Origin of the sequence: Malonomonas rubra DSM 5091 (assembly GCF_900142125.1) — a bacterium.
Classification (GTDB): Bacteria; Desulfobacterota; Desulfuromonadia; order Desulfuromonadales; family Geopsychrobacteraceae; genus Malonomonas; species Malonomonas rubra.
In genome coordinates this window covers 571,612-584,821 of record NZ_FQZT01000001.1, presented here as the reverse complement: position 1 = coordinate 584,821, position 13,210 = coordinate 571,612, and the positions used below count along the sequence as shown (strand labels likewise).

Below are 13,210 nucleotides of genomic sequence, written 5' to 3'. Positions count from 1 at the left end.
TGGCCGGCCTGAGCAGCAGTCATTTATATGGGTGCATTTGCGAGCATCGGAGAAAGGGTTGGTTAATGCTTGCTAAAAAAAGGAATGTTAGGATAGTATCAACCATTGCTAATATCATAGTTGCTGCCACATTTACTGTCGACATCGATACTTTATGAAAAAAATTCAGCTTTTTGTCCTGACGCTTCTTTTTTTGCTGCTGGCGACGCCGCTACTGGCTTTCGATCTTGCGGAATCACTACAGATTCATGGTTTTGTTTCGCAAGGTTACATGAGCAGCAGCAACAACAATTTTCTCACCGAAAGCCGCAGTGGCAGCTATGAATTTACAGATCTTGGCCTGAACCTCAACTGGATGGCTCTGGATAATTTGCGTCTCGGCGGTCAGGCTTTCTACCGGAACCTTGGTAATTACTCCGAAGATAATATAACCCTTGACTGGGCGCTGGTTGATTATCAGCCCTCTGATTGGCTTGGTGTGCGGCTTGGTAAAGTTAAAATGCCGCTTGGCCTCTATAACGAAACCCGTGATAGCGATTTTCTGCAGCCGATGATTTTTCTGCCGCAGAGCATTTATGATGAAAGTCGGCGTGATACCAACCTGGCCTACATTGGCGGAGGATTGTACGGTAACCTTCCAGTCGGATCCTGGGGCGATATCGACTACCACGTCTTCACTGGTGAATCGACCTATCCTGACGATAGTATTCTGACGCAGAGCACGAATAACTCTATCAGCGAGAGCATTCGCAAAAACAAAACAAATCCACTTCTGCCTGACAGCTTCGAGTCGAGCGAGCGCAAAAGTGACGGCCTTTACGGCGGCGCTATTGTTTTTAACAGCGCAGCGCATGATTTGCGTCTCGGTTTCAGTCTTTTTCGTTCGAAAAACAACGTGTATGTCAACGGCTCTTCGACACCGCTGATGGAGAATACAGTCAAGCGGAAGTTTGTTTTCTCCCTTGAATATCTGTGGCGCGACTGGATGTTTGTTTCAGAGTACGGAGAGACTGACAGGAAAACCTCTCAGGCGGGCAAGGTAACCATGGATGGTCCTTCGCAATCCTGGTACGTAATGCTCAGCTATGCGCCTTTTGAGCGCTGGACTTTTACTGTTCTTTACGATGAGTTCTATCGTTTGAAATACGACCGCGATGGGAGTACCAAGCCGCAGTCGCCTTCTTATACCGCCTGGCGGAAAGATCTTGGGGGCGCGATTCGCTACGAAATTAACGATGACTGGGTGCTCAAGGCGGAATATCACTATATCGATGGTAGCGCCATGCAGCTTAATGTCGTTAATCCGGACAAGGCTTACCCCGATCGTTACTGGAGCTATTTCGCAGCTAAATTATCTTACAGTTTTTGATTCAGAGGTCGACTTTGCTGGTGAGATTCTTCGTCATATTCCTGCTTTGTTTTGCGCTGCTGAGGCCTGATGTCTCCGCTGCGCCCGCGCAGGAGTTTGTTGTTGTCGTGCATAAAGACAGGCAGCTTGGTGCTGTGACTGCCCACGACGTCAGACGGATGTTCCTCGGCAAAATCAGCAAGTGGCCGGATGGGCAGAGAGTGCTGCCGGTTTACAACACCAAGGATGGTGCACACAAGGGATTCAGCCGCAGCCTGCTGAATAAGTCGGCTGCACAGCTGAAAACCTATTGGCGCAAGCGTCTGTTCAGTGGGCAGAGCATGATGCCATACATGGCTGACAACAGTGCCGAGGTGGTTGCTTATTTGACAGAGCATCCCAACGCGATCAGCTATCTGCCGCTGGATGCCGTAGTTGAGCCACTTAAACCACTGAGTGTTGGTAAATAATGGCAAGGTTCAGCAGTATTCGCTCGAAAATCTGGCTCTGTGTTCTGACCGCTCTCGGTGGGTTTTTCGTTTCAGTCGTTGTCGGTTTTTACGTCAATATTTCTCAATATTCTCACCTGTCCCACCTGCAGACCAGTTACTGGCCGTTAGTGAGTGGTAGCGAAAAGCTGCACGATATTATCAAGCGTCAGAATAATCGCTATGAAGATGCTTTCCTGTTTGGCGAGCAGGACCTGGCGCAACAGTCGATTGCCATGCAGGTCTCTTTTGTCGATCTGCTCGATGACCTGATGATCTGGGTGCAGAGCATTGATAACAGCCCGGTGACAGTGAAAAACCTGCTGATGCTCAAGCGCGACTATATTCGTGTGATGCGACTGGCGGTTGAACTGCGTCCGACAATCGTTATTGAAGATCTGTCCCTGGAGCAGCAGCGAAGAATACAGGAATTTGGCCAACTGCAGCACGATTTACAGGCACGGGTCGAAGAGATCTCCCTGGTTCTGAATAACGAGATGATCAAGGTGATTGAGGGTGATAAAAAGCGAGTTCTTTCCCACCTTATGGTTTTGGGCGTGCTGTTCCTGCTGGGGTTCGCAGCAGCCATTCTGACCGTAAACCGGGTGGCCAGTACCCTGCTCGTGGCACCATTGTCGCGGGTGCTGGCGAACGTCCGCCGCCTCGAGTCTGGCTACGAACTGGAACCGCCGACTCTAACCGCTGACAACGACGAGATCGCTCAACTGGCTATCGCCTTCTGGGGCATGGGCGAAAAGCTCAAACGCACCACGGTTTCCAAGCGCTATGTCGACAATATCATCAGCAACATGTCGGGCGGCCTTGTCGTCCTCAAGCCGGACCTGACGATCGACAAAGTCAGCCAACAGACGTTGAAGCTATTCGGATACAGCGAAGATGAGTTGATCGGCCAGCCCGCCGATCTGTTGAGTGCACTGGATGATGATTCGATTTTGAGCCCGGAGCGACTTGAAGAACTGCTCAACGTCGGCCTGGTCAAACAGGCGGAGATGACATGTGTCGGCCGCGATGGCTTGACTTTCCCAGCTCATTTCTCCGGCTCCGCCATGTACGGCGAAGATGGTGAGCTGATCGGCATCATTGGGATCCTCAATGATATTACCGAGCTGAAGAAGGCACAGAACGAACTGATCCAGATGGCCCACCATGACTCTTTAACCGGGCTGCCGAACCGTAATCTGCTGTTCGACCGGCTGGAGCGAACGCTTCAGGATGCCAAACGGCACAACCGTACCTTTGCGCTGCTGTATCTCGACCTTGATAGATTCAAGGAGATTAACGACACCATGGGCCATGATGTGGGTGATATGGTTCTCAAGGAGGTCAGTAACCGGCTGCTGCAACTTCTTCGTGCTGACGATACCGTTGCCCGCATGGGGGGTGACGAGTTTCTGATTATTCTCAATGCGCTGCAATCTCCGGAGGACGCCGGCGTCCTGGCAAAAAAAGTGGTGGAAGGGCTTTGCGAGCCTTTCTCTTTCGGTACGATCGAGCATCGTCTTGGTGTCAGCGCCGGTATCAGTATCTTTCCGCAAGATGGAACCGCCATTGAGACCCTGATTAAAAAGAGCGACTCTGCCATGTATGTTTCCAAAAATAGTGGTGGCAGTTGTTTTAACTTCAGCTGATTCTTCTTCTCATCCTTTTCACTTTCCTGTCACAAGCCCCGGATTCGTTGTCCGGGGCTTTTTTTATCTGTTTTTATTTTTTCGCCTTTTCAAAACAGTGCAACTTTAGTTGCGGCTGCAACCTGGGTAGCATCCGCTGCGCGATTGCCGTTTTTTAGTGGTTTGTACCTATTTTCCTCTTAGTGGTGCAACTTTAGTTGCGTAGTTGTGTTTTCTGTGTCTATTCCCTACTTGGCAGCTATTGTTATTGAAAACAGTAGGTTATGAATTTTGTATAAGTTGGCATTGCCCTTGCCTATAAAAGAAATCGAAATTGATCAGCACGACAAGTTGTTTCGAGCAGATGGCTAAAGCCCAATGTTTGTTTGCCAGTTCGAATGATTTTAAGACAACTGAGATCGGCTACCCGGGAGGGGATAGCCGATCCCAAAGATTGGTTAAGAAAGGAGGCTAAGTTTTTCCCGGAGGCATCATCACTCTGATGATCGACAAAACTTAAGTTTCGCAAAAATGTCTAACGCACGTAACTGATGAAGGAGAATGAAGAATGAAATTGAAAAAAGTTGCCACATTTATCGCAGGTATGACTCTGGTTGCCGGTATGGCTAACGCTGGTACCATCGATGGTTGGGACGAGTCGACTTACGCAGTTCCAGCAGGCCCGTACACCGAGTACGAAACTTACGGCACTGCCATCTACAATGCTGACGGCCTCAGCAACGGTGTCATGATCTGGAAAGAGTCCGACGTTCAGAATCCGGGTATGAAGGTTGTTCACAATGATGACGTTGACGGTTCCAACTGCCTGATGGTGACCGGCTACAATCCTTACGATCTGTCCGACAAGCAGTGCTCCGACGATCTGAAATCTTCCAAGCGCTGGAAGATCAAGCACTACACCAACGGTAACATCGATGTGAAACTGAATGTTACTCCGGGTTCGACCAAGACCGTTTACCGTTCCTACCAGAAGATCACTGACGGCACCGATGTTAAGTGGGCCGGTTTCACCGCACAACTCGGTTACATGGATGGTGGCACTTTCGTTCCTTCGACTGCTGGCGACGGCCTCGGTTTCGTAGATCGCAAGAACAACTTCATCACCAGTACCTCCAGCGCTGTTCAGCCTGACGTCGTTCTCTCGGCGAACTTCGCTCAAGGCCTGGCTGGCCCGGCTGACAAGTACCACCCGGAACCGGGCTACTTTGACCCGTTTGCACGTTTCGTTTTCGAACTGAACGCAACTGAAGATAGCCTGGCAACCGGCGCCCAGTCGACCAACTACACCGACCTGGTCGGTCCTTGGAACAACACCGATTCCGTTCCTTTCGCATACTTCTACGATGATGACCAGGATCCGAACACCGATAACCTGCTGATGGCTAACTGCGAAGGCCCGTACACCGTCATCAACGAAGAGACTGAAGAAATCATCTGTGATGGTGAGTGGGTAACCTACCGCAGCCAGGAAGGCCTGGACGCAAACGGCGCTCCTTACGAGTCTGACGGTGTGAGAAAAGTTGTCTCCGCTGCGACCGTTGCTGCATGGCAAGCTGACCAGTGGTACAACACCGGTTCCATTGATGACCTGGCGAACCTTGGTCTGAACTACTCCCTGGCCATCGACTCGAACTACGACAAAGACAACTTCGTCATCCGCTTTACTCCGATTCCGGCTGAGTAAAGCAATGAAGAAAAACAATCGTTAATTCGCGGCAGAACTAACGATGGAAAAACCGCGGGGCATCGGGCTCCGCGGTTTTTTTTATTTGACGAGTTGTGTCGTTTTTTTCGATCAAATATTCTGCAAGCGCTTCGGGTTCCTTTGGCAGTGAGCGAGTATTTGAAACTTATGTAGATTTTCATTTGACTGTATGTGGTCACAGATATTAAAAATAGGGGTCATTTTCCATTTTACATTGATATTTAATTCTTAAACGTTGAGAGCTATGCATAAACTGGAAGATAAAAGAGAAGATACGACTGCCAAGAAGGTGAAAAGGCCCCGGCCGCGCAAGCCGAGTGGCCCTGTCGGAGTGGCTGCGACTTTTGACAGTAAGGGGCTGAATAACTTTTTCGTCAACTACCTGACAACCATGCTCGTGATCGAAGGGCTGATCTTTTTCGTTTGCTTCGTTAATCACCTTGCAACAGAGGGTTCCGAGTTTCCCTGGAAACCTTACCTGTTTGCCACCTTCATCACCCCAATCGCTATCACCTTCGTTTTCGGTCTGATCATCCTGACATTTAACAGGTATTTTTTCCGTGATGCTGTCGAACCGACACCGCCCGGTGGGATGGATTATTCCACCATCAGTTGGCGTAAGGGAGACCGGTTGGGGGCTTTCTTTCATATCGTTCATCGTTTGCCCTTTCTGTTCAGCCTGCTGCTGCTGATTGCGGCAACGGCCATCGCTTACAAGATGGACGCCATTGCCCTGTACGCGGCCCAGGCTGGTGCAGCGACGGCAGAATACCTGTTTATCTCACTGGTCGCGATTCTGGTCGTCATCGCCCTGGGTTTGGCAATCTGGATGATTCTCAGTTATCGTCTGCGGCAAAAGAAGCTGGCCACCAGCCATGAATATAAAATGCAGCTGATGGACCAGTTCGGTATGGTGCTTATGGACGATGGGACCATGCTCAACAAAGAGGGAGAGGTTGTCTACCAGCAGGAAGAATACACCGCTCTTGGCTACGACGATGACTCGCAGCAGGATGTCCAGTTGATCGAGGAGATCAAAAAAGACTGATTTTTACCCAGCCAGATAACTAAAAGCCTGCCCTGTCAACGGGTGGGCTTTTTTTGTCATGAAATTGTTACCATAATGGTAGACATTGTTCTTGTCGAAACAAAAATAACAGCTATACTGATTGTGATTCGTTACATGGCTGGTCGATGTTTTTTTCAAACAAAGGAGGTTTTATGACGCTGCAACAAAAGTTTCTTTGCTGTTCGATTGTGATTTTCTCGCTTGCCCTCGCCGGCGTTGTTTTCGCTGCTGGAAATCAGCCTTTACCCGGAGAGCGCCTGAGTAAAACCTGTGCCAGCTGCCACGGTACCGACGGAGCGTCCCCAGGCAAACTGATTCCCATTATCGGTGGCCAGAAGAAGGGCTATCTGCAGACTGTGATGAAGGAATATGCCAGTGGCGTACGCCCCGGCAGCGTCATGGCGAACTTGGCGAAAGGCTACGATGCCAAGGAGCAGAAGCAGATTGCGGAATTCTTTTTTACCAAGCCATGGGTCAATACTCCCCACGCTGCAGCGTCCACGGCAAAGGCTACCCTGGTGAAGAGTTGTCAAGGCTGCCATGGCAAGAACGGTGAGGGTAAAGGCAATTTCCCGCGTATTGGCGGTCAGCACCCTGAATACCTGTTGGAAGCGCTGCTTGAGTACAAAAACGGTGAGCGCAAAGCCGGCACCATGATGCTGGTGAAAGGGATCGATGAAGCAACTTTGAAGCAGATGGCCGATTACTACTCGAGTCTGAAATAGGGGAGGGCGCGATGAAACGCAGGGATTTTATCAAATACGGAACTATCGGGCTTGGCGTCGTTACTCTGTGCGGGCCGAACGCCTTTGCCTCCAGTCACGGCGGGCATAAGCGGGTTGTTGTGATCGGTGGTGGCTACGGCGGGGCAACGGCAGCCAAGTACCTGAAAATGGGGAACCCGGCGCTGGACGTTGTTTTGGTGGAAAAGGAGCAGAATTTTGTCTCCTGCCCGATCAGTAACTGGGTGATCGCTGGAATGAAGAAGATGGATGATATCACCATCGGCTACCAGGGACTGGAGGCGCGCGGTATCAAAGTTGTGCATGACGAGATCATCGGTATCGACGCCAAGGCAGGATATGTTCAGGGCAAAAAAGGCAAGCTGGAGTACGACCGGCTGATTGTTTCACCCGGCATCGATTTCCGCTACGATGGTATCGAAGGCTTTGATGCGGCGGCGAAAAAGCTGATGCCGCACGCTTACAAAGCTGGTCCGCAGACCGTACAGCTGCAGCAGGAACTGGCCGCCCTTCCTGCCGGTGGGACGGTGTTGATGCGTGTGCCTGATGGTTTCTATCGCTGTCCGCCGGGGCCTTACGAGCGTGCCAGCCTGATTGCGGATTACCTGAAGAAAAACAAAAAAGGCTCCAAGCTGGTTATCCTTGATCCGCATAAAAAGATCGCCTCGAAAGGTAAGCTGTTCAAGCAGGCGTGGGATGACTACTATACCGATGTTATCGATTTCCGTACCGAGCAGGTGATCGCCTCGGTTAGCGCGGCGAATAAATCTGTATCGACCTATGAAGAGGAATTCAAGGCGGACATTATCAACTTTATCCCCGATCAGAAAGCCGGAGACCTCGCCTTTGCACTCGGGTTGGTACCGGAGAAGAAGCACTGGGCACCGGTCAAGCCGATTACCCTGGAATCGACCCTGGTGCCGGGTGTACATGTTATCGGTGACGCCACTGACCCGAAAACCAGTGGGCCGATGCCGAAATCCGGTTTTGTCGCCAGCTCGATGGGTAAAGTCGCTGCAGCCGCAGTTATTGCTGAACTGGCCGGTAAAACAGCGCCGATGCCATCCTTTGCCAACACCTGCTACAGCATGGTCAACGCAACCGAGGCAATTTACGTCACCGGTGTTTACAAGCACGATGCTGCCGCTGGAGAAAATATCAAAATCGCTGAAGCTTCGAAAACTTCATCTGGCCGCTCAGAACGTTACGGCCGGCACGCAGAAGACTGGGCCGCGGGGATCTGGTCGGATATGCTGACCTGATCGCTGAGTGCACACCACGAAAGCCCCTGTCTGTTTGGACGGGGGCTTTTTTACGGCATATACGGTTGCATTTCCGTCAAATACTGCCAGTACATTTTCGGCATGAACTGTTGGCGTAACTTTGGGTTGTGCCGGCCTGGGTTGCTGATGTTGTGGTAAAAGCAGCGCCACAGATCGGCAACTTTTTGCTCGTTGTCGTGCAAAGTCAATTCTTCAGAGATGGCAATATTCTCCACCACCGACCACTTTCTTTTCTCCCCCCAGATGCCGAGTTTGCGTTTTTCATCAACAATCAACCAGCGCTGATCACCGAGTCGCTTGGCGAAGTGGCTGCCGAGCAGAGGAACGACGTTGCAGCGCGGGCTGGTGCGAGCCAGGTAGCTGCCGTCGGTTAACTGCTGAAAACGCAGCAGTCCGAGCAGGCGATGGCGTTCGCGGTTGCTCTTCTGGGCGACAAAATGGACCCAGCCGACAGGATGTTCGGCCAGATGATTCATGATGCTGGCTCCCTCACGCAAAGCGCGCCGGGTCACTGCCAACAGGTCACTTTCAACCCCCTCTTCTTCGCTGTAGAACGCTTGGGCGAAAGTGATCATGAAGCCTCTTCCCAATTTCGATTCCAGCCCTGAAGCGACCTTTGCTGCCCATTCGGGGTCGTTGTGAATACGTTGTTCCTGGTCAAAAAGATCGGCCGTGCCAGGTTGTGTGCGGCGCTGGATATCACTGACATCGATCCGCTCTTTGATCGCGCGACCGAGCAGGCAGAGGAATCCGCACAGGGAACCGTCGTAGGTCAGGATCATCACAGCTCTCCAGTGATGGCTGAAGTCGCTGTTTCGACCCTGGTTTCGAAATTGAAGCTGAGTTGTCGGTTCGCCTGTTTTCGTGTTTCCGAGGTCAGCGCCCGGCGGATGAAATCTTCTTGCTGGGGGACATCTCCGAGGTAGTGACGGCCATCGTGCAGGAAATAGCGCGCGCGTTTCATGACGATGCCGAGTTTTTTCAGGTCGTTCGCCTGTAACCGCGTATGGCGGCGGGCCTTGAGGATGCGCAGGGTTGAGCGCACGCCGATGCCGGGAACCCGCAGCAGTTCCTCCTTGCTGGCCCGGTTGATGTCGAGGGGGAAGTGCTGTAGGTGCCGCAGCGCCCAGGCGGCTTTTGGGTCGAGATCGGTCTCAAGCTGCGGATGCGCCGGATCGATAATTTCATCCAAACGGAAATCGTAAAAACGCAGCAGCCAGTCGGCCTGGTAAAGCCGGTGTTCACGCAGCAGCGGCGGGGTGGTCGAGACCGTTGGCAGGCGGTTGTCGGCATTGACCGGGATATAGGCCGAGTAATAAACCCGTTTCAAACCCGGGCCGCGATAGAGCAGGTCGGCACGCTGCAGAATGGTGAAATCGGTCTCCGGGGTGGCGCCGACAATCATCTGCGTGCTCATGCCGGCCGGGTTGATGCCGTCCTTTTTTTGCCGCCTGGCAGGCAGACGGTGGTCACCTGTCAACTGGTGGACATGGTGAAAAACCTGCAGAATCTCCCTCTCATCCTTTTCCGGGGCCAACTGGCGCAAGCTCTGTTCGCTTGGCAACTCGATGTTGGCGCTCATCCGGTCGGCCAACCTGGCCGCTTCAGCGAGCAACTCAGGACTGCAGCCGGGTATGATTTTCAGATGGATGTAACCGTGAAAGCGGTAATTTTGCCGCAGCAGGCGCAACGTCTGCAAAAGAGGCTGCATGCTGTCATCCGGATTGCTGAACACGGCCGAACTGAGGAAGAGGCCTTCGATATAGTTTCGACGATAAAATTCGCTGGTCAACTGTGCCAGTTCCTGCGGGGTAAAGCTGGTGCGTCGGTGATCGTTGGAGCGGCGATTGACACAGTAGGCGCAGTCGTAGCGGCAGTTGTTACTGTAGAGAACTTTGAGCAGCGAGATGCAGCGACCATCGGCTGACCAGGAATGACAGATGCCACTGTTGTGGGCTGCACCGAATCCTTCTCCGCTGTTCTGCCGGGTGCTGCCGCTGGACGCGCAGGCGGCATCGTAGCGAGCGGCTGTTGAGAGCAGTTGCAGTTTTTCCATCACATCAAGCGATTTATGCACGGCAGGCGCAGTCGTTGCTGGGATTTGCTTTGCAGGTAACATCAATTGCTCTCCGGTTCAGTTTCTGTTTATCCGTAGATAGCCGACAACTGTGACAATAAAAGACACAAGGCGGATCTTTACCGAGAAAATCATTCCATAAAACTGCGCAACTATAGTTGCGGGTGCAACTTTTTTCGATTCAGAGAAAGTTCATTTAAATCATATGTTTATCCTGATATGTCGGTGAACGAGAAACTTTGGTTGCTTTCGTCTGCTATTTCGGTACACTTCCTTTTTTTAGTGATTTCCCTGTAAAAACATATTGTTATGAATTTTTCCCGGTTGGCATTTCTTTTGCGACAGATACTGAGAAATCAAAAGCTGCTTGTTGAGGAAAAAATGTCGCTAAAACTCAAAATGATTTTGATTCTGAGCTTGATCAGCGTGGTCCTTGGAACCGCGGTCTGGCACGAAATGAGTTCTGCGTTCCGGGTGGAAAAGAAGGTCAATCTGTTTGTGCCCGCCACCGGCTACCTGCTCGGTATAGCTGAAGTGAATACCGGTTTGGCCAGGCAGGCGAAAGAGGCATTCGATTATCTGGTGACCGGTGATCTGACCGACCGGCAAGAGTTTAACCAGTTGACCGAAGAGGTCGAGCGCGGATTTGAGTTGTGGATCGACTCGGCACAAACTCAAAAGTTACTGGGGGTGCAGGGGGACCTGATCAGCGCTGGTGAGGCCGAGGAACTGCGTAAGATTTATTTTCGTTGGGTCGATTACGTGCTGGGCAGTTTCGATCTGATCGACATGGGACAACGTTCGCTTGCTCTGAAACAGTTTGAATATGGGTCCTGGGCGCTGCTGGAGCAGGAGATTTTCAGCAGCATCGATGCCGCGATGCAGAATGGCTTCAACGATGTGGAGGATGCCTATCACGAGTTGTTGCTGGCAATTGGTAACCGTGTCTGGAAGCCGGGCGACAACTCTGAAATTCTCGATACAACGCATGCGGCGATTCATAATGTTATTGCCGGTTGCCGGGTTAATTCTACCAGCAGTCGACAGTTTTCTGCCCTCGCCACTTATCTGCTTACGGGGAACAGGCAAAGTCTGCAACGCTACGAGGAACTGAAAGTCGAGGTCCGTGGTGCCATCAACGACTGGTTCCTGGCGGCTTTTGACCAGTCGCTTGGTTCCGAGCCGCAGTTGTCGATGTCGGTCTCCAGCGTCAGCAAGATTGTGACTTCGCTGGATGACTTGATGCGGGCCGAGGACGAGGCTGTGCGTATCAGGCAGGAGGGGATGCCACGCAAGGCCCTGTTGATGATGGTTCAAGGGTCGCTGGAGAACCCGCTCGGTGATCATCTGCCTCTGCTGGTTTTTTCCACCTTGAAATCGGGCAGTGAAGAGCTGCTGATGCTGGCGTCACGTGCCAGCCGGCAGGGGGTTATTCTGCTCAGCATCGCTTTTCTCTTCCTGTTGTTGCTGATCTTGCGCATGAGCCAGAAAATTCTGCTTTCGCTGCAGCTGCTCAAAGACGGTATGGACGCTGTCAGCCGGGGTGATCTGCAGCAACAAGTCGCCCTGGAAGGCAATGATGAGCTGGCGCAGCTGGCACGTCATTTTAACCAGATGTCGAATAACCTGCTAGCTTCACGTCAGGAGGTTGATGAACTGAATGCCGGGCTGGAGCAGCGGGTCGCAGAGCGCACGCGTGAACTGGCAAAAGCCAATCAGGAGCTGGATGCTTTTAACTCGGCGGTGTCACACGATTTACGCAACCCCCTGTCTCTGATCACCGGATATGCAGAGATGATGCTGGCGGAAGAATCCCCTCCTGAAGTTCAGGAAGAATACCTGAAGGCGATTATCTACGCGGGTGAGAAGATGGATAACATTATCGGCACGCTGATGGATCTGTCGCGTATGAGTTCGGCCGATCTGGAGCGATCCCGGGTTGATATGTCCGCTTTGGCTCAGGACATCTTTGAGCGATTCAAACAGCGGGAACCGAACAGGAAGGTCGAGGTTTCATTGGCGGGCAACCTGTCGGTCGATGCTGATTTCGATATGATGACGATTGTGTTGGAAAACCTGCTTGGCAACGCCTGGAAATATACCAATCAGACTCAACTGGCCAGTATCGAGCTTGGAGCAGCGAGCGACAGGGAAAAGTCGTATTTCTACGTTCGCGACAACGGGGCGGGGTTCGACATGAAAAACGCGGATATGCTGTTCAAGCCGTTCAAGCGATTGCACACACAATCTGAATTCGACGGTACCGGCGTCGGGCTTGCCACCGTGCAGCGGATTATCCAGTGTCACGGTGGCGATATCTGGGCCGAAAGTGAAGTCGGCAGTGGTTCGACGTTCTACTTCTCCTTCGGCTAAATCAGCTTAAGCGAAGTACGTGATCTCGATTTCCAGAGATGCGTAAACCCATCCTTGAGACTTAACTGGCGTTCTCCGGGCGTCAGTTAAGTCCTCCAATTGATTTACCCCTACAGTCTTTAACTCTTTTTACTCGTACTCGCTCGGCACCATGCACATGAACACCAGCGGGCTATCGCCGGTATTGCGGTACTGGTGTTTCTCGTGCGGCACCACCAGGACGAAATCTCCCTGTTTGATCGGGCGCGGAGTGTCGCCTTCCATCGCCACACCTTCACCGGCAATAACGTAGTTGAGATGTTCGCTCTCGTGAATATGGTGCGGCGTGTGCCCTCCTGGCTCCAGGGTGAAAACCCGGATCGAAAAATTCGGCGCCCCATCCGCTTTGCCGATTGGCAGCTGACGGCTCGCACCCTTGGCGCCTTCCATGGCAACCGCCATGCTTTCACATTCCTGCAGGTTGGTAATCTTCATC

At 52.0% G+C, this 13,210-nt stretch carries 11 protein-coding genes; 8 read left to right on the top strand and 3 right to left on the bottom strand.

Annotated features, from left to right (window positions below; translation table 11 throughout):
- Positions 1–154 precede the first annotated feature (154 nt).
- From BUB13_RS02630 to BUB13_RS02600, 7 genes are all read left to right on the top strand, one after another.
- Entirely contained in the window at positions 155–1,369 is a 1,215-nt protein-coding gene (locus BUB13_RS02630; RefSeq protein WP_072905240.1) for a hypothetical protein, read from the top strand.
- 20 nt (positions 1,370–1,389) lie between these two features.
- Positions 1,390–1,818 carry a type 2 periplasmic-binding domain-containing protein gene (locus tag BUB13_RS02625; RefSeq protein ID WP_139249287.1) on the top strand — a complete coding sequence of 143 codons (429 nt, stop codon included), beginning with the start codon at positions 1,390–1,392 and terminating at the stop codon, positions 1,816–1,818.
- Positions 1,818–3,485: a diguanylate cyclase domain-containing protein gene (locus BUB13_RS02620; protein WP_072905236.1), complete on the top strand. Its 1,668-nt coding sequence runs from the start codon at positions 1,818–1,820 to the stop codon at positions 3,483–3,485. The genes BUB13_RS02625 and BUB13_RS02620 overlap by 1 nt, the downstream gene beginning before the upstream one ends.
- A 547-nt stretch (positions 3,486–4,032) precedes the next feature.
- Complete coding sequence (locus tag BUB13_RS02615; RefSeq protein WP_072905234.1) at positions 4,033–5,169, top strand: choice-of-anchor F family protein; 1,137 nt, start codon at positions 4,033–4,035, stop codon at positions 5,167–5,169.
- A gap of 265 nt (positions 5,170–5,434) precedes the next feature.
- On the top strand, positions 5,435–6,238 hold the full coding sequence (locus BUB13_RS02610) for a hypothetical protein (protein WP_072905232.1): 804 nt from the start codon (positions 5,435–5,437) through the stop codon (positions 6,236–6,238).
- A gap of 173 nt (positions 6,239–6,411) precedes the next feature.
- Entirely contained in the window at positions 6,412–6,984 is a 573-nt protein-coding gene (locus BUB13_RS02605) for a c-type cytochrome (protein WP_072905230.1), read from the top strand.
- A gap of 11 nt (positions 6,985–6,995) precedes the next feature.
- Positions 6,996–8,264 carry an NAD(P)/FAD-dependent oxidoreductase gene (locus tag BUB13_RS02600; protein ID WP_072905228.1) on the top strand — a complete coding sequence of 423 codons (1,269 nt, stop codon included), beginning with the start codon at positions 6,996–6,998 and terminating at the stop codon, positions 8,262–8,264.
- A 50-nt stretch (positions 8,265–8,314) separates the two neighbouring features.
- Here the strand turns inward: BUB13_RS02600 and BUB13_RS02595 are convergent, their stop codons facing one another.
- Entirely contained in the window at positions 8,315–9,067 is a 753-nt protein-coding gene (locus BUB13_RS02595; RefSeq protein ID WP_072905226.1) for a TIGR03915 family putative DNA repair protein, read from the bottom strand.
- The gene (locus BUB13_RS02590; protein ID WP_072905224.1) at positions 9,067–10,404 is read right to left on the bottom strand and encodes a putative DNA modification/repair radical SAM protein; all 1,338 of its coding nucleotides are present in this window, start codon (positions 10,402–10,404) and stop codon (positions 9,067–9,069) included. The genes BUB13_RS02595 and BUB13_RS02590 overlap by 1 nt, the downstream gene beginning before the upstream one ends.
- A 339-nt stretch (positions 10,405–10,743) precedes the next feature.
- Between BUB13_RS02590 and BUB13_RS02585 the strand changes: the two genes are divergently transcribed.
- Positions 10,744–12,735 (top strand): sensor histidine kinase, encoded by a 1,992-nt coding sequence (locus BUB13_RS02585; RefSeq protein ID WP_161947611.1) that lies wholly within the window; start codon positions 10,744–10,746, stop codon positions 12,733–12,735.
- Positions 12,736–12,864: 129 nt separating this feature from the next.
- Here BUB13_RS02585 and BUB13_RS02580 read toward each other — a convergent pair whose 3' ends face one another.
- Positions 12,865–13,209, bottom strand: a complete 345-nt coding sequence (locus tag BUB13_RS02580; protein ID WP_072905220.1) for a cupin domain-containing protein — start codon at positions 13,207–13,209, stop codon at positions 12,865–12,867.
- Between the last annotated feature and the right edge of the window lies 1 nt (position 13,210).

Excerpts from the sequence above, each read along its gene's own strand:
- BUB13_RS02595 (WP_072905226.1), bottom strand. The coding sequence starts at position 9,067 with ATGATCCTGACCTACGACGGTTCCCTGTGCGGATTCCTCTGCCTGCTC.
- BUB13_RS02630 (WP_072905240.1), top strand. The coding sequence starts at position 155 with ATGAAAAAAATTCAGCTTTTTGTCCTGACGCTTCTTTTTTTGCTGCTG.
- BUB13_RS02615 (WP_072905234.1), top strand. The coding sequence starts at position 4,033 with ATGAAATTGAAAAAAGTTGCCACATTTATCGCAGGTATGACTCTGGTT.
- BUB13_RS02605 (WP_072905230.1), top strand. The coding sequence starts at position 6,412 with ATGACGCTGCAACAAAAGTTTCTTTGCTGTTCGATTGTGATTTTCTCG.
- BUB13_RS02585 (WP_161947611.1), top strand. The coding sequence starts at position 10,744 with ATGTCGCTAAAACTCAAAATGATTTTGATTCTGAGCTTGATCAGCGTG.
- BUB13_RS02600 (WP_072905228.1), top strand. The coding sequence starts at position 6,996 with ATGAAACGCAGGGATTTTATCAAATACGGAACTATCGGGCTTGGCGTC.
- BUB13_RS02590 (WP_072905224.1), bottom strand. The coding sequence starts at position 10,404 with ATGTTACCTGCAAAGCAAATCCCAGCAACGACTGCGCCTGCCGTGCAT.
- BUB13_RS02580 (WP_072905220.1), bottom strand. The coding sequence starts at position 13,209 with ATGAAGATTACCAACCTGCAGGAATGTGAAAGCATGGCGGTTGCCATG.
- BUB13_RS02610 (WP_072905232.1), top strand. The coding sequence starts at position 5,435 with ATGCATAAACTGGAAGATAAAAGAGAAGATACGACTGCCAAGAAGGTG.
- BUB13_RS02620 (WP_072905236.1), top strand. The coding sequence starts at position 1,818 with ATGGCAAGGTTCAGCAGTATTCGCTCGAAAATCTGGCTCTGTGTTCTG.